The sequence below is a fragment of the Bacillus cereus group sp. BceL062 genome (assembly GCF_051780025.1).
GTDB lineage: Bacteria > Bacillota > Bacilli > Bacillales > Bacillaceae_G > Bacillus_A > Bacillus_A toyonensis.
Genome location: NZ_JBPWGY010000014.1, coordinates 138,242 through 163,823 on the forward strand (window position 1 = coordinate 138,242; position 25,582 = coordinate 163,823).

Sequence of the window (25,582 nt, forward strand, 5' to 3'; positions counted from 1 at the left end):
TAAAATACAAGTCATATATCTTGTTTCCTCTCATAAATTTAAACATAGGAATTTGTCTACAAAGGTGGCGAAGCCTCATCATGAAAATTCGAATTTGTGCCACATTCATGTTGTTTCTATTTATATGGTTACATCCTTATTGGACTTTTGCAAAAGGAGAGGAGGCAAAGGAAAGGGTCGTTTCACTTGTATATGATGATTCGGGCAGCATGAGAAATAACGATCGCTGGAAATATGCCAATTACGCTTTGCAAAGTTTAGTTGCGCTATTAGATGAAAAAGATACATTTTCTTATGTTCCAATGAGCAAGCCGAATAATCCGTTAAACATTTCGTTAACGAAGGATAAAAGGCAAACAGAAATTGAAGGAATTGGAGCGTGGAAAACGTATTTAAATACTCCTTTTAGCGCAGTAGAGACGGCGATGCAATCTATAAAAAAGGAAGCAGATATAGATGGAAAACGTGAATTTTGGCTTATTGTATTAACTGACGGGGCATTTAATGATCTAGAAAAAGATAAAGTTGGCGGAAAAGAACAAATTACAAAGCAACTAACAGACTTTAAGAAAGAAATGGATGTAAAAAAGATATCTTTACATCCTATCTTAATTACGATGGAAGAGGATTTAGGGCAGCAAGAAAAAGAACAATTAAATACGTTTAAAGAAATATGGAAGAAAGAGATAAACGGAGTTACGATGCCGTCAAGCGGAGAGGACGGCATTGTAAAAAGTGTAAATCAAGTGGCAGCATTAGTTGCGAATCGTGATCCATTCTCCTCTGTTGAATCGATTGTAAAAACGAAAGTAGTAGGAAAGAAAGTAGAGATTACAACGCCGTTCCCATTAAAGCGTATGACGCTTGTACGACAATCGCCTTCGCTGTCTAATTATCAGGTCACACAAATTTCGAAACCATTACAGTTACAGTCTTCTTTTTCCATACATGCACCCGGAGAAGCGAAATTATTCGGAAATATAGTTCATATAAGCACGGAAAATCAGGAAGTCATTAAACCAGGAACATATACGATAGAAGTGGATCGGGATATTGAGAAAGAAGGATTGCAAGTACTTGTTGAACCAGCGCTTAACTATACGGTTTCTACTTATGACAAAGATGATAATAGTCAAAAAAATGTTGAAGAAATGTACGAAGGTGTTACTGCTGTTATTGAAGCAAAGCCTACTGAGTTACCAATTCAGTCTTCTTACTTTCAAGCAGAATTAGAAATAGACGGAAAACAATATCCGATGAAGTGGAACGATAAGAGGCATGTGTTTTATTACGAAACGAAGATTGGTAAAGGGTTAGTACGTGGAAAAGTTCATATGAATATAAAGGGATTTTACAGACAGACGAAAGAATTCAAAATTGAAACAACAGAAAAGCCAAAATTATCACTTCAAACTGTTACGAAAGATTATGAAGAAAAAGTAACGAATTTAGAGAATAGTAAACCGTTTATTTTACAACCAAAGTTAGATGGTAAGCTGATGACAGAAGGGGCTGTAAAGAAACTATTAAAATCTACTGGTGTCACATCTAAACAATCAATCAACTATGAAATAAAACAACGTGGTAATCAAATTTACGTTTATCCTCGTCCTTATTACTCCGACACATTCAATTTCACAGATACTGGCACCGTAGAAGCTACCATCGTTATACAAGATGCGAAATTACAAGAAGTAAAGAAGCAAATATCACTCCATATTCAAAGTGCGCCGTTTTATGAAAAGTATGCGCTTATTTTTAAGTTTGTCATTCCTATCACTTTATTGCTGCTAGTAGTAGGCATAATCGTTTTAGGATGGATTGTTCGTCCAAGATTTCACCGGAAAGCGCTATTGTATTACGAATGGGATCAAGAAGTAGCGAAAGATTGGTTATATCAATCTGAACCAGAATTACTTCGAAATAAATGGTGGAAACATTATTTTGGTATCCCATTTCGAGCAGAAAGAAAAACTGTGCAATCCGTTACGTTTATAGCGAAGAAAGGTTCGAAATCTGTCTTTGTAGCGAAAGAGTCACAAGTAGTAGGAATGATTATTGATGGGATGTTTATAACAGAGGAAGAAGTAGGAATGGAGCATAAGACACTATATCCAAATGAACTTTTATTAATTGATAGAGGATATGGTAAGGAGATTTACAAATATGAATGTGAATAGTAGGTAGGGATAAGAGGGGAGTCTTAGCTTTCTTTCCCTTTCTTTTTAAACAAGCAAGAATAGGAAGGTGGTTCACATGACATTACAAGTTCCAACGATATTAATTGGATTAGGTGGAATCGGTAGTACTGTGACGCATCAAATATATGAAAAACTGCCTGAAGAGCGCCGAAAAAAGGTAGCGATGCACGTATTTGATACAGATGTGAATACATTGAGTAAATTTGATCATATTCGAAAGTTTAAGACACAAACGAGTTCAAGTAAAACGCCTAGAGAGTATATTGCAGGAGATCCAACGATTCCAGAGTGGTTTCCAATGGATCCAACTATACTTGATAAACCATTAACAGAAGGAGCAGGACAGTTACGCGTCATTTCACGTTTAGCGTTACGTGCTGCGATGAAAGAAGATAAATTGACGTCCTTTTGGCAAGAAATTGAGAAGATTTTTCCGGTTACAAGTGATCAAACGGAATATGGTGTGCGAGTTATTATTGTAACATCACTAGCAGGCGGAACAGGTTCGGGGATGTTTCTGCAAATTGCATTATATTTACGTGAAATGCTTCGGAAAAAACTGCAGCATCATAACATTTTAATACGCGGTGCATTTTTAATGCCTGATGTGTTAGTGAAGACGAGAACGGTTAGTGCGAAAGAATTTGAAACGGTGCAAGCAAATGGTTATGCGTCTTTAAAAGAATTGCATGCCATTACGCTCGGTTCAACTGGAGAATTATCAAAACGCGGTGGTGTAACGATTGAATTAGAATACCGTCCGGATCAAGTAGATGAGGATGGAAGAACGAATCATACGATTAAACAACATCATTTACCATACAATTATTGTTTCTTATACGATTACGAAAACTTACATGGACACCATTTACACAATTTATCGGATTATATGGAGCAGATGGCAAATACGATTTATTTACAGTTATTTAGTCCGATGTCCACAAGTCATTTTGCACAGGAAGATAATCAAATTCAGCAATTGGCAGAATCAAGCGGGAAAGGACGATATTGCGGGGCAGGAACAGCAAAGCTCATTTATCCATATGAACATGTGTTAAAATATTGTGCTTTAAAATGGGCTGTGCAAGGTTTAGACGAATCGTGGCTTCATTTGGATCAACTCTTTCAAGAAAAGAAGCAAAGGTACGACCAAGATGTAAAACGTGGTATGCAGCGTGAAAAGCCAGAGCGTGGCAAAAGTTATTTAGAGGATTTAGAACATCTTGCTACCCGTCCAGAACAAGCCCATATTTTCTATAGACAAATGTACAATGAAACGCGTGAAGGAGCAGAGGGCGGTAAGCTCGGAGTTGCGAAATCTAAACTGTTTTTAGAAGCTGTAGAAAGCTATGTACAGCGCACAGTGCAAAAAGATGAGGAATTAAATCGTTTGCAGCACGAGTGTAAAATTTCAGCTGCGAAACTAAAAATGATGGAACAAATGAAAGGAGAAGTAGCGAGAGTAGATCATGCGGTTCGTTTATATGCGTATGCGATTCCGAGCCGTGTACATGAACATGTAACGACACTTTTATATGACATGATTGAATCAGACCGTTTTTCACCAAGTGGGTCTGAAGGACAGTCCTATCAATTAAATACATGGTTTTTAAAGAAAACAGACCCTGTTCATCCAGTAGCAGCGCGTTTTATGTTATATGAAATTCGAAAGCAGTTAGTAGAAAAAATGAATCGACTACATGAAAATAATGAACAGAAGCGTAATGTAATTCAAAATTATGATAAAAAATTTAATGTAGGTAATATAGATGGAACGGTAACTGCTGTACGCCGCGTTGAAATCGCTCAGCAACAAGGTTGGTTTGGAAAAATGGTGAATAATCAACAACGTTTATTTAAAAAAGAATTTGAAGATATCGTAACGCAATATGTACACAAATTAAATGAGTACAGAAAAGAAATGCTGTTAGAACTCGTTTATCAATCGTTATATCAAGCAGTTAATAAAATGATTCAATATTGGGAAAGGTTTTTTGATAATTTACATGAAACACGTGAAAATTTATTGTTTGAAATTCAAAAAAGAAGTAAGGAGTTTGAAGGGAAAACAAACCCAACGAATGTATACGTATTAGCGGAAGAGAAGTTGCAAGAAAAAATATGGCAAGATATGCAGCAACATTTAAATTTAGGTGTATTGCCGAAAGATATATCAGCAGAAATTTATATGAGTTTGTATGGGGAATATTGTCGGGATGCGAAAACGGAAGAGATTCAATCGAAAAAGGTAGAAGATTTTTACCGTGAACATATATTGAGCTATTGTTATGATGAATTACAAGTACGTTATCGTGATAAATTAGAACTTAATATTATAGAGGCATTGCGAAAAGAAGCGGATTATAAGAAGCGTGATCGTGATGAATACGTTCGTGAAAAAATTGAAGATCTGTTCCATTTAGCTAGTCCATTCGTGCCGAAAGTTTCTCACCATAGGGAATTACAATATTGGGGTATACATCCAACTTTAAAGAAAGAACTGCAAGAAGAATTAATTCAAGAAATGTTTAAAGAAAAAGATACAGTACATGAAGCTTTTTCACCATTTGAAGTGATCTGTTACCGGGCACATTACGGTTTATCATTGCAAGATTTTCCTAAATTATCATCAGGACACATTGCGAACGGTTTTATGAATGATAAAGGTGACTACTTCCAATCATATTATCGCCGTGTGAACAAATTAAATAGTAAAAAATCTAGTTTAACGCCGCATTTAGATAAGTATTGGCACTTACCAGCCTTTATGCCCGACTTGAATGCGACTCAAACGAAGTTAGACTACGATAAATGTAATCGTGCCCTTCTATATGCGTATATGTATCGCTGGATTAGTTTAGTTGCTGTTGATGGGCAGTTTGTGTATCAATATAACGGCGTTGGACGTAGCTTCTTAATTCAGTCGATGGGGAAAAATATTTCAAGTGAAAGTTATAAATTACACAGAGCATTACTTCATAATCCGTTTATTTATGAAAACATCTTGTCCAGATTTGAAGAAGAGCAAGAAAAGGCAATGATTCAAGGTGGACATTTATATACACATCCGTTCGTATTAGGAGCTCAAGATGTAAGATGGCTTAGAAAAGAACATGTTCACAATCTTTTAGATATGATTTTAATGTATGACCGTGAAGCGAAGTATGATCCGACGTTAGAAGAAACGTCAGATGAATTATTAAGATTATTCCTTGATGAAATCGAACTATACTTTCAAAACTATTACGGTACAGGTGCCGATATGGTTGCGAAGAAAGAGAAAGAAATGTTTATTAAACAATTGTGGGATCGTTCGTATGCAAAAGGGTATGTGGATCCGAATAGCGCTCCTTATAAAAAGTGGCAAAATTTATTAAGTGTTCAAGATGAAGAAGAAACGCCAAAAACGAATGTATAATGAATGAAAAGGGAATCCTTAAAAGTGGCAATACAACTTTAGAAAAGAGGGATTCTGATGCCGTTTTTAGGAAGTGTATATCAAATATTTGGATTGTATCCAGAACTTTATTATGGAATGATTTCAGCTGAGATAGAAGAAGCTCAGAAAGAGAATCTTGAAAATAGTAGTGCAGAAGCTGAAGTGAAAGAATAAAAAAAGTGCAGATGAAAATCTGCACTTTTTTATTCGCTTAAAAAGGTTACATAACTTCAAATGAATTATTATTTAAAGATAGTATTTTGATTAAAGGTATGGTGATTTTATTTGAATTCTATGTAATGAAAATTGTATAAAAATCAGTGAGGGAAAATGAATGTGAACATAAAAACAGAAAAAAACAATGTTTTCGAGAAAATAATTATGTTTAAAAATAACATTTGATACATAATTAACCGTCTTTGTTTAATTAATTATATTGTTGACAATATAATTAATTGTATGATAAATTCAATCAGCATTCTTAGAGATGTATTTTCGCAATAATTATTTTTAAAATTTACTATGAGTTAAAAAGATTGATTTTTCTGTTTTTAAGATTGCTAAGTCTATAAGAGAAAAGGAGTAAATTGTGTATAATTTTATTTTCTAAACAGAACAGTAATAAAGATTGTAATTAGTAAGAGATAAACTTGAAAAAGAGGTTTCAATGAATGAGTCTTTTAATAAAGAAAACAATGGATGAAGAAAAGAAAAAAGTATTGAATCAAACTTTAGGAGCGATTGATTTAACTCTTTTAGGAATTGGAGCGATTATTGGTACAGGGATTTTTGTATTAACTGGTATCGTAGCGGCGAAACATGCTGGTCCAGCGATTGTATTATCATTTATATTAGCGGCCATTGTATGTGCATGTGTAGCTTTCTGTTATGCTGAATTTGCATCTGCAGTTCCAGTTTCAGGAAGTGTATATTCGTATACATATATGACATTAGGTGAGATTTTTGCATTTATAGTTGGTTGGTGTGTGATGTTGGAGTACTTATTAGCAACTTCTGCGGTGGCAGCAGGATGGTCAGCTTATTTTCAGTCATTGCTACTAGGGTTTAATATTCACATCCCTACAATCTTTGCATCAGCACCTGGCATGGGGAAGGGTGGAATTATTGATTTACCAGCAGTTCTAATTATTTTAGTTGTAACATTTTTATTAAGTCGTGGTGCAAAAGAAAGTGCCCGAATTAATAATATAATGGTTATTATTAAACTGGCTGTTATTGTAGGATTTATTATTGTAGGGACACAATATGTAAAACCAGAAAATTGGCAACCATTTCTACCGTTTGGTTTTCACGGTGTGGTAGGAGGAGCAGCCACTGTATTCTTTGCTTTTTTAGGATTTGATGCAGTTGCAACAGCTGCAGAGGAAGTGAAGCGTCCACAGCGTAACGTACCGATTGGGCTACTTGTTTCTTTATTCATTTGTACCGTTCTATATGTAGGAGTTTCATTCGTGTTGACTGGAATGGTTCCGTTTACGGAGTTGAATGTTGCTGATCCAGTTGCATATGCGTTGCGCACTGTAGGAGAAGATAGAATTGCTGGCTTGTTATCGGTGGGGGCAATAGCGGGGCTAACGACAGTTCTGTTAGTAGCTATGTTTGCATTTGTTCGTGTATCTTACTCGATGAGTCGAGATGGGTTATTACCAAAAAGACTTTCCAGTGTTCATAAACGTTTACAAACGCCATTTTTTAATACATGGGTTACAGGCATACTAGCAGCTTTATTAGCGGGATTAGTGGATTTGAACTTATTGGCTAATTTAGTGAATATGGGAACGATAACAGCATTTGTTTTTGTATCTATAGCTGTCATTGTACTAAGGAAGACACATCCTAATATGAAAAGACCATTCCGTGCGCCCCTAGTACCTTTTTTACCTATCGTTTCAATAGTAAGTTGTATATATTTAGCTTTGAACCTTTCTAAGCTTACTTTAATTAGTTTTGTGGCATGGATTATAATCGGTGTTTTTATATATTTTATATACGCAAAAAAACATAGTAATGTTAGAAACGGAAATAGAGTATAGTCTGTTGAAATAATACTTGTCATGTAAATGAAAACACGCTATCTGTTCTTTATACTTATAAGAACAGATAGCGTGTATTTTTTATTTAATAATCCCACTTTCTAAAATTTTGATAGTCGGTGTTACTTTTGCGCTAGCTTTGGAAAAGGAATTAGGCCAATCGTCTTCAACCTTCTTCCATTCTTTATATTGAAAAGCCCTCGCATAATCACCAAATCCGAATGGATCCAGTTGCTGTTTTTGAATTTTGTGAATTAATTCGTTTAAATCTTTGTTTAGTTGTTTTGCGATAAGTGAAGTTAATTTCTTTTTATCTTTATCTAAATCCATATTGAATGTAATCTCAGATATAGCAATTTTTAAATTCATTTTAATATTAAATTTGAAATGGTTATCGCTATAACCTGAACGAATGTTACGATTCATGCTAAGAACATTTATAGTTACGAAATCGTTGCCTTCTGTATCTTTTAAATTACTATTACTTTCAACTCGAGTAGAAAGGATCTTCATTGTAAGAGAAACTGGTGTATTAGCCTTCTTTTGTAATAGAAGAAGAAGTGCGCTTTCATAACGATTTAATGACATTTTATAAATTCCACGAGAAGTTAGTAGTGCAGAACCGGTAACGATAACATCTTTTTTACCTTTTTTTATTTCTGAAATAGCAGGTGTTATACCTTTATTAAACGTTTGCCTGTGAAATTCATGAAATGTCGTAAAAACGGTCCGATTGTACAGTTTGTTCGTATTAATTAAATCAGTTAAGTACTCAGGAAGAGCAGGCTTATCTTTAAAGTTATTATATATAACAGAGGAAATGGGACCATTTACTGCAACCAAACGCATATTTCCAGTGTTTTTAGGGTCGCGATACCAAACATCAAGGTAAGGCATAGCACCTTCTTGTTTTAAAAAATTATTGCTAAATAAAATGAGCTGTAACTTTTCTGTAGAAACTAGACCGTTGCTTGAACTATTAAACGTTGCTTTTGCTTCTCGAGGGGTATGTACTTTCGCTACATGGGTTTCGTATTTTTTCTCTACATCTTCATTAAAAATAGGGTTTACATGGTACACAATTAATTTACCTTTTGCTTTTGCGTCAAACCCGTAAATTAATGAAATCGATTGTTTTTCTAAGTCGAGCCGATCGCCACAGCCTGTTAAAAAGATTATGAGAAAGCAAAGTATAGTGAAATGAATAAAGCGTCTCATTTAAATTTGTCTCCTTTTCCAATACTGATAAAGTGTCATGTATAAGAGAAATACGACTGGGAATAGAAAAACGATAAAATAACTTGTAGTTCCCCAAAATTCCCGTAAGGCACTTATTTGATAAGAGGAAGGAGTATAAAAGAATAAAACGAAAACACACCCGAATAATAAAAACCAAACAGGTAATGAATTGCTTTTTTTGTTAAGTAATTGATTGATTCCATCTGAAGCAGTGAAAATATAAGGAATGCAAGAATCAAAAATAATAAAGAGATAAAATGACAAAAAGATAATTTCAAAGCGCTCAAGAAATGAAAAGTGAAATGGTGTAACAAGAGAAAGAGTGGGCCATAAAAACTTTGTAATACCATCTGGGCTAAAATAAACAAAAGAGACGAAAGTGACTTGAAGATAAACAAATAGTGTAATTAGATTTGCAAGAACAATTCCTTTCTTTGCAGATGATTTGTTACTAAGGTAAGGATAAAGGACAAATGCAAACTCAAATCCGAGAAACGCAATAATAGTTGATTTTACAGTGTGTAAAACTGGCATCCAACCTTCCTTAAGAAGAGGAAGAAGGTAAATCCAATGACTATCTTTAAGAGGGATAAATAATAGCAATGGCATCCACAAAGTAAATAGAACAGTAAAAACAGCGTAGCGACTTATAATGAGAACACCTTTACATGCTAGCATAACCATTGGAATAGAAAGCAAAATCATAATTAAAAACATTGGAGATCTAGGTAAAATCCAAATATGAATGACATATAAGAGGGAGAATATTAAAGAAACAGCGGCAAGTACAGCATATAAAATCCAAAGAAGCATTGCGATTTTTCCCAGCCAGTTCCCTAAATAACGTGTTAATACATCAAGTAAAGAATAACCAGGATGTTTCGCCATAATTTGTATAATGCAAAGACTTACACAAGTCGTTATAGCCCATCCAATAATAATTGACATCCAGCCATCGGTATTCGCTCCTTGTGCAACTTCACGAGGAAGTGTGAGGACGCCGAAGCCAACTTGAACACCACTAATTGTTAGAATGTATTGAAATAAAGTGATCTCCCTCTTTGCACGATTTGTCACTTATTTTCCTTCCTTTCTTTCACGTCTCGTTGTCGGTTTTCTTGTTTTAAGTTAAGAGAGAGCGGTCGTTTTTTCATTACTTTCCATGGTAAACGTATAAGAATGTCTTTTAAATCCGAAGCAAATGACGGAGAAAAAGGACTACCATATGGTACACCAAGTGATTCCATAGAAAGAATATGGATGATGATAACTGCCATCCCAACCATAATGCCAATGACACCAAATAAAGAAGCAATTAGCATCATTGGGAATCGAAGTAGCCGAATCCCTGCAGACATTTCCATGTTAGGGATGATGAAAGAAGCGACTGCAGTAATGGATACGACGATAACCATAACGTTACTTACAATTCCTGCTTGCACTGCAGCCTGTCCAATTACAATTCCTCCTACGACGCCGATCGTTTGTCCAACGGGACCCGGAAGCCGAACCGCAGCTTCACGGAGCATTTCAAGTACTAATTCCATCAAAAGTGCTTCTAATATAGGTGGAAAAGGAATTTTAGCACGAGACTCGCCGATTGTTAACAATAATTTAAGCGGAATCACTTCATAATGAAAGGAAATCATAGCAATATAAAGAGCAGGAGCAAAAATTGCAATAAATAATCCTGTGAAACGAAGGAGACGTATAAAAGATGGAATCATTGGCCTGAAGCTGTAATCATCTATTGTTTGAAAAAAAGCTGAAAAGGTCATAGGTCCAATTAATACGCCGGGTGAGCGATCTACAACAACAGCGATTCGCCCATTCAAAATGTGATGGGCCGTCGTATCAGGACGTTCGGTTATTGATAATTGTGGAAAGAGCGTGTATGAATTATCTTCAACAAAATCTTCTAATTCACCGGTAGTAAGAATAGCATCCACTTTTATTGATTCAATGCGGCATGTCATTTCTTGTATGACATCTTCGTTTGCGATGTCTGCTAGGTAAAGTAAAAAAACTTTAGAACTTGCTCGCTCGCCAACGGTGAATTCCTTCACCTTTAATTCGCGATTTGGGATATATCGGCGAATAAGAGCGAGACTGTCGCTCGCTACTTCATTAAATCCTTCATGTGAGCTTTTTATTGATGTCTCTGTTGTAGGTTCTTCAATGCTTCTTTTTGGTGCCGCTTGCGTATCTAGTTCTAAAGCTGATAGTTGCCCATCTATAAATAAAATACTTTTACCATGTAAAAGGGATTGTTCAATGTCTGTCCACTTCTGAACCTTTTTTATATTTCCGATAGAAACGGAAGATTCCCAAAAATCGTCCTCATTCCACTCTTTAAATAAAAGAGGACGAAGAATATCTACATTAATAACAGTTTTATCTACAAGTCCTTCCATATATATAAGAGCAGCCTCTTGGCCGTTTTTTAACGGAAAAGTACGTGTAATTAATTCTGGAATACCACTAAATAACTTGGACAAGTGTTTTAAATTAAGTGGAAGAGAAGAAGAAATAGGTTTATGTAATGTATGATCAGCTTGCTCTTGTGCAGAAAAAGATTTTTCACCGCGTATCCATTTGTTAAAAGACCCCATTTGTTCACTTTCTCCTTGTTATGTTTTATCCCGGATTAACGGGCTGCCCGTAAAAGCCCGATTGGTTAAGGCTGATTAAAGTTTCACTTTATATGGGTTATTATGGATAGTTGCATGCAGACATATGCGTAGTTTAAATTACATATTGTATATTTTCAACTTTAACGTTATAATAATAGTGTTAAAGATGGAATCGTGATATGACCTGTTATGAATCTATCGTTTTATTTATGAATAAATGGATTGGTATTTTAGCAAGATGTGCTAATACACTACTCCACCATGATGATAACGTGCCCAAAATGTGGTGCGTATATTTTCGTGGTGGAGTTTTTTTATTCTCAAAAAGGGGGAAAGACCATGAATGACAACATGGTTCATATTACAATTGACGGAAAAAAGTATACAGCGGAGCCCGGTTCAACGATATTAGGCATCATTAATGACAACGGGATTGAACATCCGCAAATTTGTTATGTACCAGAAGTAGACCCTATTCAAACGTGTGACACTTGTATTGTAGAAGTTGATGGAAAGTTGATGAGATCTTGTTCGACAGTGGCGACGGAAGGTATGAACATTGAACTCGGTTCTGGTCGTGCGAAAGAAGCACAAACAGAGGCGATGGATCGATTATTAGAAAACCATTTATTATATTGTACGGTATGTGACAACAATAATGGGAACTGTAAACTGCATAATACTGCAGAATTAATGGAGATTGAACATCAAAAATATCCTTACGAACCAAAAGTAGATGTAAGTGAAGTTGATATGACTCATCCGTTTTATCGCTACGACCCTAATCAATGTATCGCATGTGGTCAATGTGTAGAGGTGTGCCAAAACTTACAAGTAAATGAAACGATATCTATCGACTGGGAAGCCGAGCGTCCTCGTGTTATTTGGGATAATGGCGTAGATATCAATGATTCTTCATGCGTGAGCTGTGGGCAATGTGTAACGATTTGTCCTTGTAATGCTTTAATGGAGAAATCAATGCTTGGTGAAGCTGGATTTATGACGGGATTAAAGCCGGATATTCTTGAACCGATGATAGATTTAATTAAAGAAGTTGAGCCTGGATATAGCGGTATTTTTGCGGTATCAGAAGTGGAAGCGGCCATGCGTGAGACTCGTACGAAGAAAACAAAAACAGTATGTACATTTTGCGGTGTCGGTTGTTCATTTGAAGTGTGGACGAAAGGGCGTAAAATCCTTAAAGTACAACCATCTTCAGATGCGCCAGTTAACGCAATTTCAACTTGTGTAAAAGGGAAATTTGGTTGGGACTTCGTAAATTCTAAAGAACGAATTACGAAACCATTAATTCGTAAAAATGGAACGTTTGTTGAATCTACATGGGAAGAAGCACTGAATGTAGTTGCAAATAAATTAGGCGCTATTAAAGAAGAGTACGGCAAAGGTTCTATCGGATTTATCTCTTCCTCTAAAATTACGAATGAAGACAATTATGTCATTCAAAAATTAGCTCGGCAAGTATTTGGAACGAATAATATTGATAATTGCTCACGTTATTGCCAATCACCAGCAACGGATGGTTTATTCCGTACAATTGGTATGGGCGGTGATGCAGGAACGATTAAAGATATTGCGCAATCTGGTCTTGTTATTATTGTAGGATGTAATCCGACAGAAGGTCATCCTGTTTTAGCTACACGTATTAAACGGGCCCATAAATTACACGGACAAAAGTTAATTGTAGCGGATCTTCGTAAAACAGAAATGGCAGAGCGATCAGATGTCTTTATTAGTCCAAAACAAGGAACAGACCAAGTATGGTTAATGGCTGTTGCGAAATATATGATTGATCAAGGTTGGCATGATCAGGAGTTTATTAATGAAAATGTAAACTTCTTTGAAGATTTCAAAGAGAGCTTAAAAGAATATACACTTGAATATGCAGAAGAAGTAACAGGTATTTCAACAGAAACACTTATTCAAATGGCTGAAATGATTCGTGATGCAGATGGTACATGTATCCTTTGGGGTATGGGGGTAACGCAAAATACAGGTGGTTCTGATACTTCCGCTGCAATTTCAAACTTACTTCTTGCAACAGGGAATTATCGTCGTTCAGGTGCAGGTGCCTACCCACTTCGAGGTCATAATAACGTACAAGGTGCTTGTGATATGGGAACTTTACCAGGATGGCTTCCTGGATATCAGCACGTTACGAACGATATGGAACGTACGAAATTTGAAATGGCTTACGGAGTGGAAATTGATAGTGAACCAGGTCTTAATAATATTGAAATGCTTCACGCGATTGAAGAAGGAAAGATGAAAGCTATGTATCTTGTCGGAGAGGATATGGCTCTTGTAGACTCGAATGCAAATCATGTACATGAAGTGTTATCAAGCCTTGATTTCTTCGTTGTACAAGATGTTTTCCTTTCTAAAACTGCTCAATACGCAGATGTTGTATTACCGGCAGCACCATCTCTTGAGAAAGAAGGTACTTTCACAAATACAGAGAGACGTGTGCAAAGATTGTATCAAGTTATTCCTACGCTTGGTGATGCGAAGCCAGACTGGTGGATCGTGCAGGAGATTGCGAATAAATTAGGTGCAAACTGGAATTATAGTCACCCAAGTGAAATTTTTGCTGAAATGGCAAGCTTATCACCGCTATTCTCACAAGCAAACTATGAAGTACTTGAAGGATGGAATAGTTTCCATTGGGGAAGTTTTGATGGAACGAATACACCGCTACTTTTCCAAGATGGATTTAATTTCCCAGATAAAAAAGCGCGTTTTGCGATTGCTGACTGGGTACGTCCAGCTGAATTCCCAGCGGAGTTCGACCTTCACATTAACAACGGTCGTATGTTAGAACATTTCCATGAAGGAAATATGACAAATAAATCAACAGGTATTCAAACGAAAGTACCTGGCGTTTTTGTTGAAGTTTCTCCAGAACTTGCAAAAGAACGTGGCGTGAAAACAGGTTCATTAGTGCGCCTTGTTTCTCCTTTTGGAGCACTAAAATTACGGGCACTTGTAACGGATCGTGTAAAAGCGAATGAGTTATATGTACCGATGAACTCTACAGATAATGAATCGGCAATTAATTTCTTAACAGGCCCTGCTGTTGACGTACGTACGAATACACCTGCTTATAAACAGACGAAAGTGCGCATGGAAGTGTTAGAAGTTAATGGCGAAAATCCGATGCCAAAAGCGAACCCGCGTAATAAAAAACGTCATCCTCAAGCTGGTATTGAGGTAGATCGTAAGTGGGCACGTCCAGGGTATGTACATTTAACGGATAAGTAGGGAGGAGAAAAAATATGGCTGCACCTATTAAAACGATTCAAAAACATGAATTAACTGAGGAAGAAATAAAACAGCAAAAGTTAGAGGATTTAAAGGAGCTTCTAGCTAATAATGAAGAAGCTTTAAATCAAATGTTTCATATTGTCGGGGAATTAAATGATATTGGCATGCTAGAAGCAGCAAATTCTATGCTGAAAGCGAAAGAACCAATCGCAAAGATCGTTCTCGGTCAAGTAACTCGTAAACCTGTTACAAATTTAATTAATAATATGATGGGTGCTGCAGGTGCTTTAACAGAACTTGACCCAGAACTTACGAAAAAACTTATAGGTAGTTTATTAGTAGGACTGGAAGAAGGTAATGAGCATCTAGAAAGTAATAAAAAAGTGGGGATATTCGATCTTATGAAAGTATTAAAAGATCCAGATATTAACCGTGCTATCGGGTTTGGTCTTCATTTCCTAAAAGGTATGGGTAAAGGATTAAAAGACGAATAAACTTCATGAAGTTTACCTTTTCGCCCAAATATTTGTACGAAATAGTTTGGGCGAAAAGATCATTTTGGTAAAATATATAATAAAGTAAAATGAGGCTTTTAGGAGGTATGATTTTATGATGAAAAAGGTACATGAATTTAATGATATGATAAGAAAACTCCGAAAGGAACTATTCGGAAAAGGACCAGAACGAATTCATACTGTATTTGCTGAAAATATGGCGATTGCAACACTGTATGGGAACTTAACACCTACAGAGAAATTCATTTCAAGTACGATGGATGGCGCGGAAATGGTTCATATGGCTAGAACGAAAATGATCCAAGAAGTTTACGCTGCGAATTCTCGTGAACATTTGGAGGAACTTGTTGGAGCGAAATTAGTGAACTTATTTTCAGATATGAAAGTAGAAGAAGATATTGCTGTTTCGGTATTTGTTTTTGATAAAAATATAACGTGAGAGAAGGATACTGATCGTGAAACCGATACAGGTAGAAAGAGAAGTTTTCCGTTATGAACAAGGGGTGTTTAAGCATATAGAGGACAGCATTGTAACAGAGTTTCCAGTCACAATTAAAATGAACGGACAGGAGTTTGTTACAATGGTTAGTACTCCAGAATATATAGAAGATATGGTAATAGGCTTCTTAGCATCTGAAGGAATCATTCGGAAGTATGAAGATATTGATGACATATGGGTACAGGAGAAAGAAGGATTTGTACATGTAACGACAACAAAAATAAACCCGTATTACGAACAAATGCAAAATAAACGTTATATTACTTCGTGCTGTGGTATGAGTAGGCAAGGGTTTGTTTTTGCAAATGATGCACTAAGCGTAAAGAAAATGAATGGTGTCCATGTAAAGGTTGCTGTCGAAGATTGTTTTCATTTAATGAATGAAATGCAGCAATCTGCGGATACATTTCGACATACTGGCGGAGTGCATAACGCAGCTTTATGTGATGTAAATGGTATTATTTTAGGCCGAATGGATATTGGTAGGCATAATGCGCTAGATAAAATTTACGGTTATTGTTTAAAAAATAATATTTCTATAAAAGATAAAATCATTGTTTTTAGTGGTCGTATTTCTTCAGAAATATTATTGAAAGTTGCAAAAATCGGCTGTGAAATTATACTGTCAAAATCAGCGCCAACTGAATTAGCTTTGCAGTTAGCGGAAGAGTTAGGGATTACTACGATAGGGTTTATTCGTAATCAGTCTTTAAATATATATACGCATCCAGAACGTGTTTTAAATATAAAATAAGTAAAAGTGAGGCAAGGAAGATGAAATCAATTACATTAGACAAATTGCATCGTCCGTTAAAGGATTTACGTATTTCAGTTACTGATCGCTGTAATTTTCGCTGTCGATATTGTATGCCAGAAGAAATATTTGGTCCTGATTATTCGTTTTTGTCTAATGATAAAATTTTATCTTTTGATGAGATTGAAAGGATAACACGTATTTTCGTTTCTTTAGGTGTGAGAAAGTTACGGATTACAGGCGGAGAGCCGTTACTTCGAAGAGGGCTTCCAGAGCTTATTGAGCGGCTTAATAAAATAGATGGTGTGGAGGATATCGGTTTAACAACAAATGGATCGTTACTTAAAAAGTTTGCACCTGATTTATATAAAGCGGGGTTATCACGTGTGACAGTTAGTCTGGATTCCTTAGAAGAAGAGCGCTTTTTCTATTTAAATGGTAATAGAAGCAAAGTGCAAAGGGTTCTTGAGGGTATACAGGCTGCGGCTGAAGTGGGTATGAAAATTAAAATAAACATGGTCGTTCAAAAGGGGAAAAACGAACAGGACATCTTGCAGATGGCGCAATACTTTAAGGAAAATAAGCATATTCTTCGTTTTATTGAGTATATGGACGTTGGAAATTATAACGGTTGGGAGTTAGGTGAAGTTATTTCCAAACAAGAAATAGTAAATACAATTCGTGAGGTTATGCCGTTAGAACGGATAGAAGCAAATTATCCAGGTGAAGTAGCAACTAGGTACCGTTATATAGGCAGTGATGAGGAAATAGGTATTATTTCATCTGTAACTGATTCTTTCTGCTCATCATGTACGAGAGCTCGCATTTCTGCAGAAGGAAAATTGTATACTTGTTTATTTGCTTCTAAAGGAAATGATTTGAGAGCATTGCTTCGATCGGGGGATACGGATGAGGAAATTACAGCTGTAATTCACGACATTTGGAATAATCGAGAAAATCGATATTCAGACGAACGCTTAAGTCATACTAATAAGAAAACAATGCCTAAAATTGAAATGTCACATATCGGTGGTTAATATATAAGGCTGACATAATAGTGGAAAATGGAAAGTGTGCAAGAGATGTGGACTGTCTATTTCATAGTAAAAGTGATGATTGATCTCTCTGTAAAAGATGTGCAGAGACATTAAGCAGCATTCAAAAACCTTTATTTTGAGGAGGTTTTTTGAAGCTGCTTTTTTATTTGGAGAAAATGGAGGAATTGGTAATGGCATTTCATAAACCGGAACAAATTGCTGAACTCGTAATCGAGGCCGGTGTTCAAAAAGTAAGCCAGACGCTGCCAGCAATGCTTATTCTCGGTTTTTTAGGAGGAGCATTTATATCATTAGGATTTTTACTTAACATTCGAGTTTTAGGTAATTTGCCGGAGCATTGGGGAAGTTTAGTGAATGTTTTAGGAGGAGCAGTGTTTCCTATTGGGCTTATGCTCGTAGTGTTAGCAGGAGGAGAATTGATTACAGGAAATATGATGTCACTGTCTATGGCGCTTTATGCAAAGAAAATTACATTGATAAGTGTACTGAATAATTGGGCTTGGATTACTGTAATGAACTTTGTTGGTGCAATTTTCGTTGCGTATTGCTTTGGACATCTTGGCGGATTAACAGAGGGAGATTATTTAAATAAAACGTTAGCGATAGCGGAAGGGAAGTTACAAGAATCGTTTGGGAGAACTTTAATTTTGGCGATTGGTTGTAATTGGCTCGTTTGTCTTGCGCTTTGGCTCGCTTACGGGACGAGTGATTTTGTCGGAAAGATAATTGGGATTTGGATTCCAATTATGGCATTTGTAGTGATTGGATTTCAACAAGTAGTAGCAAATATGTTTGTCATATCAGCGGTTATTTTTGCAGGTCATCTGACGTGGCTGGACCTTGCTAAAAACTTTGTTCCTGTTTTTATCGGAAATGTCATTGGAGGAGCTGGATTTGTAGGGTTTGCTTACTTTGCTTGTTATCAAAAACAAGACTCTAATGTGAAATAGATTTCTTGAAAGGAAGGGTATGCAATGGAGGAGCGGTATTCTCGGCAACAGTTGTTCAAACCAATCGGGAGTAAAGGGCAAGAAAAAATTCGGAATAAGCATGTGTTAATTGTAGGAGCAGGTGCATTAGGAAGTACAAGTGCAGAAAGTCTCGTGCGTGCAGGTATTGGTAAGTTGACAATTATTGATCGTGATTACGTAGAGTGGAGTAATTTACAAAGACAACAACTTTACTCTGAAGAAGATGCAAGAGGGAAAATCCCGAAAGCAATTGCTGCTAAAAAACGGTTGGAACAAATTAATTCAGAAGTACAAATACATGCTTTCATAATGGATGCAAGTGTAGAAAACATGGAAGGGCTATTAGAAAATGTCGATGTAATCATTGATGCTACAGATAATTTTGATATTCGATTTATCATAAATGATTTATCACAAAAACATAATATTCCGTGGGTATATGGATCTTGTGTTGGATCGTACGGTATGAGTTATACGATTATTCCGCAAAAAATGCCGTGTTTACATTGTGTACTGAAGAATGTTCCCGTTATAGGTGTGACGTGCGACACGGCTGGGATTATTAGTCCAGCTGTTCAAATCGTTGCGGCATATCAAGTGGCAGAAGCACTCAAAATTTTAGTGGAAGATTACTCAGTAATTAGAAAGACGTTTTTCATGTTTGATATATGGAGTAATCAAAATCATTTTATAAAACTAGGAAAAATAAAAACGGACAATTGTCCATCGTGCGGTTTAAATCGAGCTTATCCTTATTTATCATACGAAAACCAAACGAAGGTAGCTGTTTTATGCGGAAGAAATACAGTTCAAATAAGATCAGTAGAAAATAGGCAATACAATTTTGATGACGTAGAAAAAGTATTAAAAAAACTTGGGAAAGTAGAGCGGAATCCATATTTACTATCTTGTCAATTAGAGGATTATCGCGTCGTTATTTTTCAAGATGGTCGTGTGTTCATTCATGGTACAAACGAAATTCCAAAAGCGAAACAACTATATTATCGCTTATTCGGTTAATAGAAAGGGTTGTCAATAATGGAAAGAAGAGTGCCAATTACGGTTGCAGAAGCTATTCGAAAAGTGATGGAATTTGCTAACAATGGTTTAAAAGAGCTACTACCTATTGAATTAGCTTACGGACGTATATTAGCGGAGGATTTAGTAGCTGATCATGACGTACCTTCATTCAATCGTTCACCGTATGATGGGTTTGCTATTAGAGCAGAAGATACGAATTTAGCGAGTTATGAAACGCCAATTGTATTTAAAGTAGTTGGTGAAATTGGCGCAGGATCACTATTCGATGAGAAAGTAGGTTCGTTTCAAGCAGTTCGAATTATGACAGGAGCACAAATTCCAAATGGTTGTGATGCGGTTGTTATGTTAGAACTGACTCGTCAATATGAGGATAATGGGAACGATTATATGGAAGTGAAACGCTCATTCAAAACGGGTGATAATATTTCTTTTCAAGGTGAAGATGCTCGTAAAGGAACGGTTCTTGCAAAGAAAGGATCGTACATTAATCCAGGTATTTCAGCTCTTCTTGCTACATTCGGTTATAGTGAAGTGCCAGTTGCGAAAAAGCCAGTAATTGGACTATTAGCGACTGGTAGTGAATTACTTGATGTAAATGAGTCGTTAGAGCCAGGGAAAATTCGAAATAGTAATACGTACATGATACTGTCTCAAATTCGAAGAGTGGGCGGAAGAGTAAAATACTTTGGGAAGTTTAGTGATGATTTTGATACGTGTTTTACAGCTGTGAAAGATGCGTTAAGTCAAGTAGATATGCTCATTACAACGGGCGGTGTATCAGTAGGAGATTACGATTATTTACCAGCTATATATGAAAGGTTAGGTGCATCCGTTCTTTTCAATAAGGTTGCAATGCGACCAGGAAGTGTAACGACTGTAGCACAATTAAATGGCAAGCTATTATTTGGTTTATCAGGAAATCCATCAGCATGTTATGTAGGATTTGAGTTGTTTGTAAGGCCATGTATTCGTGCGTATATGTTTAGTGAAAAAGCGTATTTGAAAAGAGAAAAAGCATTATTAGGAAAATATTTTCTGAAACCAAATCCATTTACAAGATTTGTACGAGCAAAACTGACATGTAATGAAGGGCAATTAATTGCATATCCATCAGGATTTGATAAGTCTAGCTCGGTTTCTTCATTAGCAGAATCGAACGCTTTTATCGTATTGCCAGGCGGGACAAGAGGATATAAAAAAGAAATGTTTGTCGATGTTCTTTTATTAGAAGATAACGAAGGTAGTGAATGGCCTTGGACATTTTATAAGAGAGGTGTTTCTAATGGGGCAATCACTATTTCAGATTGTAGAAAAACCAATTTTAGTGGAAGAAGTAACGAATAAAGTCGCAAGAAGAGAAGCGGGTGCGATTACAACATTTATTGGTACGGTGAGAGAATTAACAAAAGGAAAACGAACGCTACATTTAAAGTATGAAGCATATAAACCGATGGCAGTAAAACAACTTACAAGAATTGGTGAGGAAATTAACGGGAAATGGCCGGACGCACAAGTAGCCATTACGCACCGTGTAGGGCGGCTGGAAATAATGGATATTGCGGTAGTTATTGCAGTTTCATCACCGCATCGTAAAGTAGCTTATGAAGCGAATGAGTACGCGATTGAACGCATAAAACGCATCGTTCCAATTTGGAAAAAAGAATTTTGGGAAGATGGAACGATGTGGATTGGAGATCAACTTGAAAATACATCATATCCAGAAGGAAAACCGAAGAAGGAAGAATGAGAAAATGATTACAATTTTACTGTTTGCAAATTTGCGTGAGGAAGTCGGATCGGATCAATTAATAATTTCAGAAAAAAAAGAAATGACTGTTGGACAATTAAATGAATGGTTGAAAGATAGTTATCATTTGCAATCTTTGGATACAGTAATGGTTGCAATTAATGAAGAGTTTGTAACGAATGAAGAGATGATAAAAGCTGGAGATATCGTCGCATTAATCCCGCCTGTAAGTGGGGGATAATAATGCTTTCTCGCAACGATGACTATTAAAGACATTAAAAAATAAATGGAAACTTTCATCAGTTGAAGTAATAAGAAGATGCTATATATAAATTAGAATAAGAGAAGGGATGAGCTCTATGCTTACGCAAGAACAAATAATGAACGCATTACAACATGTAGAGGATCCAGAGTTACACAAAAGTGTTGTGGAATTAAATATGGTTAGAAATGTACAAATACATGGAACAGAGGTTAAGCTTGAAGTAGTGTTAACCATTCAAGGTTGTCCGTTAAAAGCGAAAATTCAACAAGATGTGGAAGAGTCCCTTCACGCAATTGGTGCATCTAAAGTGGATGTAACATTTGGTTCGATGACACAAGAAGAAAGAGCTATGCTAACAGAAAAATTAAAGAAAAATAGTAGAACAGAAACAGGTATGCCAAGCATGCTCCGTCATGATTCAGGTGTACATTTTATTACTGTAACGAGTGGGAAAGGCGGAGTCGGAAAATCAACGGTGACAATTAATCTTGCTACTGCCTTAGCTAGAATGGGTAAAAAGGTTGGGATTTTAGATGCAGACATATATGGTTTTAGCATTCCGGCTATGATGGAAACGAATCAAAAACCAACAATGATTGATCAAACAGCAATTCCAGTCGTTAGTCACGGTGTTAAAATTATGTCAATGGGATTTTTTACAGAAGGAAATAATCCAGTCATGTGGCGTGGACCGATGTTAAATAAATGGATTCAAAACTTCCTTGCGAATACACACTGGGGAGATTTAGATTATTTACTTCTCGATTTACCACCTGGTACAGGAGATGTTGCCATTGATGTTGCAGCGATGATCCCACAAGCGAAAGAAATTATCGTTACAACGCCGCACAATGTAGCTTCATTTGTAGCTTCTAGAGTAGGCGTAATGGCAAAACATACAAAACACGAGATTGTAGGAATTGTGGAAAATATGGCTTATTACGAAGAGCAAGATGGATCAAAAAATTATCTCTTCGGAAAAGGGGGCGGCGAAATGTTAGCAGAACAATTGCAAACAGAAGTAATTGCACAAATACCTTTTGCAAAACGTGAAGAAAATAACGATTCATCTGTATATGATGAAGACTCTCTCGTTGGAGAAGTATTTACTGCATTAGCAGAAGATATTATTTATAGAGGATAGAGGAGGAAGTTTAATATGGCATGTAATATTGATCATTCTATTGAAGATGTAATGAATAAGCTTGAAAGTCAAAAGGGTTTTTTATCTGAAATTCTTTTCAAAGATTTGAATGGATTTTTGCAAAATAAACATTCGCAGGAAATATTAAACGACATCTTTCATGTATTAAAAAAGTATGACTTAGTCAGTGAAGAAGAACGAGAGAAGAGAAATGCACAATTATTGCACATTATGAATTAAATACTCTCTGGCTTTAAAGTTTTTTCAGAAGGGGTGCATGTGATGGATATGAAAAAGATGATTGAAACGATAGAAACAACAAAAGTGACTGACATAGAATTATCGATTCCTACTTTACATCAAATGCTTGTGAAACTGTATAGCGAAAAAAATGTTACAAATTATACAGAGCTCTTAAAATATAGTTTGTCTTTATCTATAAATCTTAAGTTAAATCTTGTGTTGAAATATTTTGGTGTGCGTCCGATCGTTGCTTCTGATGAACGTATGCAATTTCAAGAGATATTTAAATGTTTAGCTAAGCAAGATGATAATGGGGAATGGTTTTTGAATTTCGTTTCTTTATATGTAGGGTTAATTGTTGTTCTTCATTTTGATGAGAAAGAGATTGAGAGAAGTTTTTTTGATGATGTGGTTGTGGTGGGTGATGGAAGTGAAATATAAAGTTCTGTTCATAACATCTTTCTTTTTAATAGCTGTAATCGCGCTTTATATTGGTTATATAAATGTAAACATGATCAATTAAAATAAAGGAATAGAACTAGTTTGCTAAAAAGTGTTCTTCAGTTGTTTCTATCGTTTTTTCATGTTACCATTAAGCGAATTTTTCATAGGGAGAGAAAGCGATGAAATGGATTTATTTTATTATTATTAATGTTATAGCTTTTAGCCTTATGGGGCTTGATAAACGAAAAGCAAAGAAGAAACAGTGGAGAACGCCAGAAAGCACGTTGTTTTTATCAGCGGCAGCTGGAGGAGCTGTTGGAGCTTGGATCGGTATGTATATGTTTCACCATAAAACGCATAAAAAGAAATTTGTTTTCGGCATACCGTTACTTGTTGTAATAACGGTATGTTTATTTTTCGCTATATGAGAAATGTCGAAAGAATTACAGATTGATTATTGGTAAAGTGAGCATATGAAACCGTATAATGGAGAAAAAATGAGAAGAGGAGAAAAAGGAAGATGGGGAGTCAATCAGCACAGCAAAAAAAAGGGATTATATATGCGGCTGGTGCTTATACGATGTGGGGAATCCTACCGATTTATTGGAAATGGGTTGAGGAAGTTCCAGCAGATGAAATATTAGCACACCGCATTGTTTGGGCGTTCGTTTTTATGTTAATCGTATTAGCTGTTACGAAGAGATTTCGTCAGTTTGTTGGGGAGTTTGTGAATCTTTTTAAACGACCTAAATTATTAATGTCATTAACAATTGCTTCAATTTTGATTAGTGGGAACTGGTTTGTCTACATATGGGCCGTTAATCATAATCATGTCATTGAAGCGAGTCTTGGGTATTATATTAATCCACTTATTAGTATTTTACTTGGTACAGTCGTATTAAAGGAAAAGTTAAACTTTTGGCAATATGTTGCAGTAGGTTTAGCTGGAGTAGGGGTTATCATTTTAACAATACGTTTTGGATCCATTCCATGGGTTTCTTTATCACTTGCCTTTTCATTTGGATTATACGGATTAACGAAAAAATTGTTAAACTATGATGCGACGATTGGGCTTACGATGGAAACGATGTTAGTGACGCCGTTTGCGCTCATTTATCTCGTTATGACAGGGGTACATGGTTTCGGTTCATTTGGAGCTATTTCAATGCTATCGACGTTACTTTTAATAGGAGCAGGTATTGTTACAGCGCTACCACTATTTTATTTTGCAAAAGGAGCACAACTTATTCCGCTTTATATGGTAGGCTTTTTACAATATATTGCGCCAACGATTAGTTTAATTTTAGGTGTATTTGTATTTGGTGAACATTTTACATCTACTCATATGATGGCATTTTTCTGTATATGGGTTGCTTTATTTGTATTTTCAATAGCGAAGACAAAGTTTTTAGTGCAGAAACAACCGAAATTTATAAAAAATAAATCAGCAAAAGTATCATAATGCGTAGTATTTTCTACGCATTTTTCTTTATACTGATACTATATAGAATTTCCATTATAGCTAGTAGGGAGCTGAGAACATGGAAACAATTTTACATAATGATCCGCTGATGGCTGCTGTAATTTCGTGGTTTATAGCACAGTTAACAAAAGTAGTCTTTAAATTAGTTAAAACGGGTGAATTTGATTTTGCAAAATTTTTTGCTTCAGGTGGGATGCCAAGTTCTCATGCTTCAACTGTTACAGCGCTTGCGACAGGTGTTGGAGTTGTGGAAGGTGTGGAAAGTACCATATTTGCAGTGGCTGCAATCTTTGCAATCATTGTTATGTATGACGCTTCAGGAGTAAGGCTTGCGGTAAGTAAACAAGCGAAAATATTGAATGAATTTTTTCATGGTAAACAAACAGAATATAAGAAGTTAAATGAGCTTGTCGGACATACACCGTATGAAGTAGTAGTCGGTGCTTTATTAGGGGTTATTGTCGGAGTGGGATATTGTTTATGAGCAGAACATAATATGTGTTCTGCTTTTCTTTGTTTTTACACATATTCGGTTGCTTTTTTGAATATCGTTATACGGATTTCGAAAGG

At 35.9% G+C, this 25,582-nt stretch carries 23 protein-coding genes; 20 read left to right on the top strand and 3 right to left on the bottom strand.

Annotated elements, in window-relative coordinates:
* Positions 1–80: 80 nt before the first annotated feature.
* From ACS2MN_RS26285 to ACS2MN_RS26300, 4 genes are all read left to right on the top strand, one after another.
* The gene (locus tag ACS2MN_RS26285) at positions 81–2,180 is read left to right on the top strand and encodes a vWA domain-containing protein (RefSeq protein ID WP_346994878.1); all 2,100 of its coding nucleotides are present in this window, start codon (positions 81–83) and stop codon (positions 2,178–2,180) included.
* Between the two features lie 76 nt (positions 2,181–2,256).
* Positions 2,257–5,619 carry a tubulin-like doman-containing protein gene (locus ACS2MN_RS26290; RefSeq protein ID WP_000175115.1) on the top strand — a complete coding sequence of 1,121 codons (3,363 nt, stop codon included), beginning with the start codon at positions 2,257–2,259 and terminating at the stop codon, positions 5,617–5,619.
* A 57-nt stretch (positions 5,620–5,676) separates the two neighbouring features.
* Complete coding sequence (locus tag ACS2MN_RS26295; protein ID WP_001116186.1) at positions 5,677–5,814, top strand: hypothetical protein; 138 nt, start codon at positions 5,677–5,679, stop codon at positions 5,812–5,814.
* A gap of 497 nt (positions 5,815–6,311) precedes the next feature.
* Positions 6,312–7,694, top strand: a complete 1,383-nt coding sequence (locus ACS2MN_RS26300) for an APC family permease (RefSeq protein WP_000054728.1) — start codon at positions 6,312–6,314, stop codon at positions 7,692–7,694.
* 81 nt (positions 7,695–7,775) lie between these two features.
* Here ACS2MN_RS26300 and ACS2MN_RS26305 read toward each other — a convergent pair whose 3' ends face one another.
* Genes ACS2MN_RS26305 through ACS2MN_RS26315 form a run of 3 tightly spaced genes read right to left on the bottom strand, consistent with a single transcriptional unit; the run spans position 7,776 to position 11,545 of the window.
* Positions 7,776–8,912 carry a Ger(x)C family spore germination protein gene (locus ACS2MN_RS26305; RefSeq protein ID WP_001252190.1) on the bottom strand — a complete coding sequence of 379 codons (1,137 nt, stop codon included), beginning with the start codon at positions 8,910–8,912 and terminating at the stop codon, positions 7,776–7,778.
* Positions 8,913–10,010 (bottom strand): endospore germination permease, encoded by a 1,098-nt coding sequence (locus ACS2MN_RS26310; protein WP_087950590.1) that lies wholly within the window; start codon positions 10,008–10,010, stop codon positions 8,913–8,915.
* Positions 10,007–11,545 (bottom strand): spore germination protein, encoded by a 1,539-nt coding sequence (locus ACS2MN_RS26315; RefSeq protein ID WP_087950589.1) that lies wholly within the window; start codon positions 11,543–11,545, stop codon positions 10,007–10,009. Before ACS2MN_RS26315 ends, ACS2MN_RS26310 begins: the two co-directional genes overlap by 4 nt.
* A gap of 360 nt (positions 11,546–11,905) precedes the next feature.
* On the opposite strand from ACS2MN_RS26315, the gene fdhF reads away from it, so the two are divergent.
* The 16 genes from fdhF to ACS2MN_RS26395 all read left to right on the top strand — a co-directional run bounded on the left by fdhF (position 11,906) and on the right by ACS2MN_RS26395 (position 25,496).
* The gene (fdhF, locus tag ACS2MN_RS26320) at positions 11,906–14,845 is read left to right on the top strand and encodes a formate dehydrogenase subunit alpha (RefSeq protein ID WP_346994879.1); all 2,940 of its coding nucleotides are present in this window, start codon (positions 11,906–11,908) and stop codon (positions 14,843–14,845) included.
* 14 nt (positions 14,846–14,859) lie between these two features.
* Complete coding sequence (locus tag ACS2MN_RS26325; protein WP_000729911.1) at positions 14,860–15,342, top strand: DUF1641 domain-containing protein; 483 nt, start codon at positions 14,860–14,862, stop codon at positions 15,340–15,342.
* 115 nt (positions 15,343–15,457) lie between these two features.
* Positions 15,458–15,802: a DUF2294 domain-containing protein gene (locus ACS2MN_RS26330; protein ID WP_087950587.1), complete on the top strand. Its 345-nt coding sequence runs from the start codon at positions 15,458–15,460 to the stop codon at positions 15,800–15,802.
* Between the two features lie 16 nt (positions 15,803–15,818).
* A complete protein-coding gene (gene fdhD, locus ACS2MN_RS26335) occupies positions 15,819–16,616 on the top strand; it encodes a formate dehydrogenase accessory sulfurtransferase FdhD (RefSeq protein WP_087950586.1) in 798 nt (265 codons plus the stop codon).
* A gap of 20 nt (positions 16,617–16,636) precedes the next feature.
* Entirely contained in the window at positions 16,637–17,653 is a 1,017-nt protein-coding gene (gene moaA, locus ACS2MN_RS26340; RefSeq protein ID WP_000836455.1) for a GTP 3',8-cyclase MoaA, read from the top strand.
* A gap of 191 nt (positions 17,654–17,844) precedes the next feature.
* Entirely contained in the window at positions 17,845–18,624 is a 780-nt protein-coding gene (locus tag ACS2MN_RS26345; protein ID WP_000864000.1) for a formate/nitrite transporter family protein, read from the top strand.
* Positions 18,625–18,648: 24 nt separating this feature from the next.
* The gene (locus ACS2MN_RS26350) at positions 18,649–19,665 is read left to right on the top strand and encodes a molybdopterin-synthase adenylyltransferase MoeB (protein WP_087950585.1); all 1,017 of its coding nucleotides are present in this window, start codon (positions 18,649–18,651) and stop codon (positions 19,663–19,665) included.
* 18 nt (positions 19,666–19,683) lie between these two features.
* Positions 19,684–21,030: a molybdopterin molybdotransferase MoeA gene (locus ACS2MN_RS26355; RefSeq protein ID WP_438894798.1), complete on the top strand. Its 1,347-nt coding sequence runs from the start codon at positions 19,684–19,686 to the stop codon at positions 21,028–21,030.
* On the top strand, positions 20,969–21,433 hold the full coding sequence (locus ACS2MN_RS26360) for a molybdenum cofactor biosynthesis protein MoaE (RefSeq protein WP_000531614.1): 465 nt from the start codon (positions 20,969–20,971) through the stop codon (positions 21,431–21,433). Before ACS2MN_RS26355 ends, ACS2MN_RS26360 begins: the two co-directional genes overlap by 62 nt.
* 4 nt (positions 21,434–21,437) lie before the next feature.
* On the top strand, positions 21,438–21,674 hold the full coding sequence (moaD, locus tag ACS2MN_RS26365) for a molybdopterin converting factor subunit 1 (protein ID WP_000628491.1): 237 nt from the start codon (positions 21,438–21,440) through the stop codon (positions 21,672–21,674).
* A 118-nt stretch (positions 21,675–21,792) separates the two neighbouring features.
* Complete coding sequence (locus tag ACS2MN_RS26370) at positions 21,793–22,842, top strand: P-loop NTPase (protein WP_098099626.1); 1,050 nt, start codon at positions 21,793–21,795, stop codon at positions 22,840–22,842.
* A 15-nt stretch (positions 22,843–22,857) separates the two neighbouring features.
* On the top strand, positions 22,858–23,082 hold the full coding sequence (locus tag ACS2MN_RS26375) for a hypothetical protein (RefSeq protein ID WP_000752371.1): 225 nt from the start codon (positions 22,858–22,860) through the stop codon (positions 23,080–23,082).
* Positions 23,083–23,124: 42 nt separating this feature from the next.
* Positions 23,125–23,526 (top strand): hypothetical protein, encoded by a 402-nt coding sequence (locus ACS2MN_RS26380; RefSeq protein WP_088055889.1) that lies wholly within the window; start codon positions 23,125–23,127, stop codon positions 23,524–23,526.
* A 182-nt stretch (positions 23,527–23,708) separates the two neighbouring features.
* Positions 23,709–23,957 (top strand): DUF1294 domain-containing protein, encoded by a 249-nt coding sequence (locus ACS2MN_RS26385; RefSeq protein ID WP_000871326.1) that lies wholly within the window; start codon positions 23,709–23,711, stop codon positions 23,955–23,957.
* A 92-nt stretch (positions 23,958–24,049) separates the two neighbouring features.
* The gene (rarD, locus tag ACS2MN_RS26390) at positions 24,050–24,991 is read left to right on the top strand and encodes an EamA family transporter RarD (protein WP_000535548.1); all 942 of its coding nucleotides are present in this window, start codon (positions 24,050–24,052) and stop codon (positions 24,989–24,991) included.
* Between the two features lie 79 nt (positions 24,992–25,070).
* The gene (locus ACS2MN_RS26395; RefSeq protein WP_000447810.1) at positions 25,071–25,496 is read left to right on the top strand and encodes a divergent PAP2 family protein; all 426 of its coding nucleotides are present in this window, start codon (positions 25,071–25,073) and stop codon (positions 25,494–25,496) included.
* Positions 25,497–25,582: the final 86 nt, after the last annotated feature.

Excerpts from the sequence above, each read along its gene's own strand:
- ACS2MN_RS26285 (WP_346994878.1), top strand. The coding sequence starts at position 81 with ATGAAAATTCGAATTTGTGCCACATTCATGTTGTTTCTATTTATATGG.
- ACS2MN_RS26290 (WP_000175115.1), top strand. The coding sequence starts at position 2,257 with ATGACATTACAAGTTCCAACGATATTAATTGGATTAGGTGGAATCGGT.
- ACS2MN_RS26295 (WP_001116186.1), top strand. The coding sequence starts at position 5,677 with ATGCCGTTTTTAGGAAGTGTATATCAAATATTTGGATTGTATCCAGAA.
- ACS2MN_RS26300 (WP_000054728.1), top strand. The coding sequence starts at position 6,312 with ATGAGTCTTTTAATAAAGAAAACAATGGATGAAGAAAAGAAAAAAGTA.
- ACS2MN_RS26305 (WP_001252190.1), bottom strand. The coding sequence starts at position 8,912 with ATGAGACGCTTTATTCATTTCACTATACTTTGCTTTCTCATAATCTTT.
- ACS2MN_RS26315 (WP_087950589.1), bottom strand. The coding sequence starts at position 11,545 with ATGGGGTCTTTTAACAAATGGATACGCGGTGAAAAATCTTTTTCTGCA.
- fdhF (WP_346994879.1), top strand. The coding sequence starts at position 11,906 with ATGAATGACAACATGGTTCATATTACAATTGACGGAAAAAAGTATACA.
- ACS2MN_RS26325 (WP_000729911.1), top strand. The coding sequence starts at position 14,860 with ATGGCTGCACCTATTAAAACGATTCAAAAACATGAATTAACTGAGGAA.
- ACS2MN_RS26330 (WP_087950587.1), top strand. The coding sequence starts at position 15,458 with ATGATGAAAAAGGTACATGAATTTAATGATATGATAAGAAAACTCCGA.
- moaA (WP_000836455.1), top strand. The coding sequence starts at position 16,637 with ATGAAATCAATTACATTAGACAAATTGCATCGTCCGTTAAAGGATTTA.
- ACS2MN_RS26345 (WP_000864000.1), top strand. The coding sequence starts at position 17,845 with ATGGCATTTCATAAACCGGAACAAATTGCTGAACTCGTAATCGAGGCC.
- ACS2MN_RS26350 (WP_087950585.1), top strand. The coding sequence starts at position 18,649 with ATGGAGGAGCGGTATTCTCGGCAACAGTTGTTCAAACCAATCGGGAGT.
- ACS2MN_RS26355 (WP_438894798.1), top strand. The coding sequence starts at position 19,684 with ATGGAAAGAAGAGTGCCAATTACGGTTGCAGAAGCTATTCGAAAAGTG.
- ACS2MN_RS26360 (WP_000531614.1), top strand. The coding sequence starts at position 20,969 with ATGGGGCAATCACTATTTCAGATTGTAGAAAAACCAATTTTAGTGGAA.
- moaD (WP_000628491.1), top strand. The coding sequence starts at position 21,438 with ATGATTACAATTTTACTGTTTGCAAATTTGCGTGAGGAAGTCGGATCG.
- ACS2MN_RS26370 (WP_098099626.1), top strand. The coding sequence starts at position 21,793 with ATGCTTACGCAAGAACAAATAATGAACGCATTACAACATGTAGAGGAT.
- ACS2MN_RS26375 (WP_000752371.1), top strand. The coding sequence starts at position 22,858 with ATGGCATGTAATATTGATCATTCTATTGAAGATGTAATGAATAAGCTT.
- ACS2MN_RS26380 (WP_088055889.1), top strand. The coding sequence starts at position 23,125 with ATGGATATGAAAAAGATGATTGAAACGATAGAAACAACAAAAGTGACT.
- ACS2MN_RS26385 (WP_000871326.1), top strand. The coding sequence starts at position 23,709 with ATGAAATGGATTTATTTTATTATTATTAATGTTATAGCTTTTAGCCTT.
- rarD (WP_000535548.1), top strand. The coding sequence starts at position 24,050 with ATGGGGAGTCAATCAGCACAGCAAAAAAAAGGGATTATATATGCGGCT.
- ACS2MN_RS26395 (WP_000447810.1), top strand. The coding sequence starts at position 25,071 with ATGGAAACAATTTTACATAATGATCCGCTGATGGCTGCTGTAATTTCG.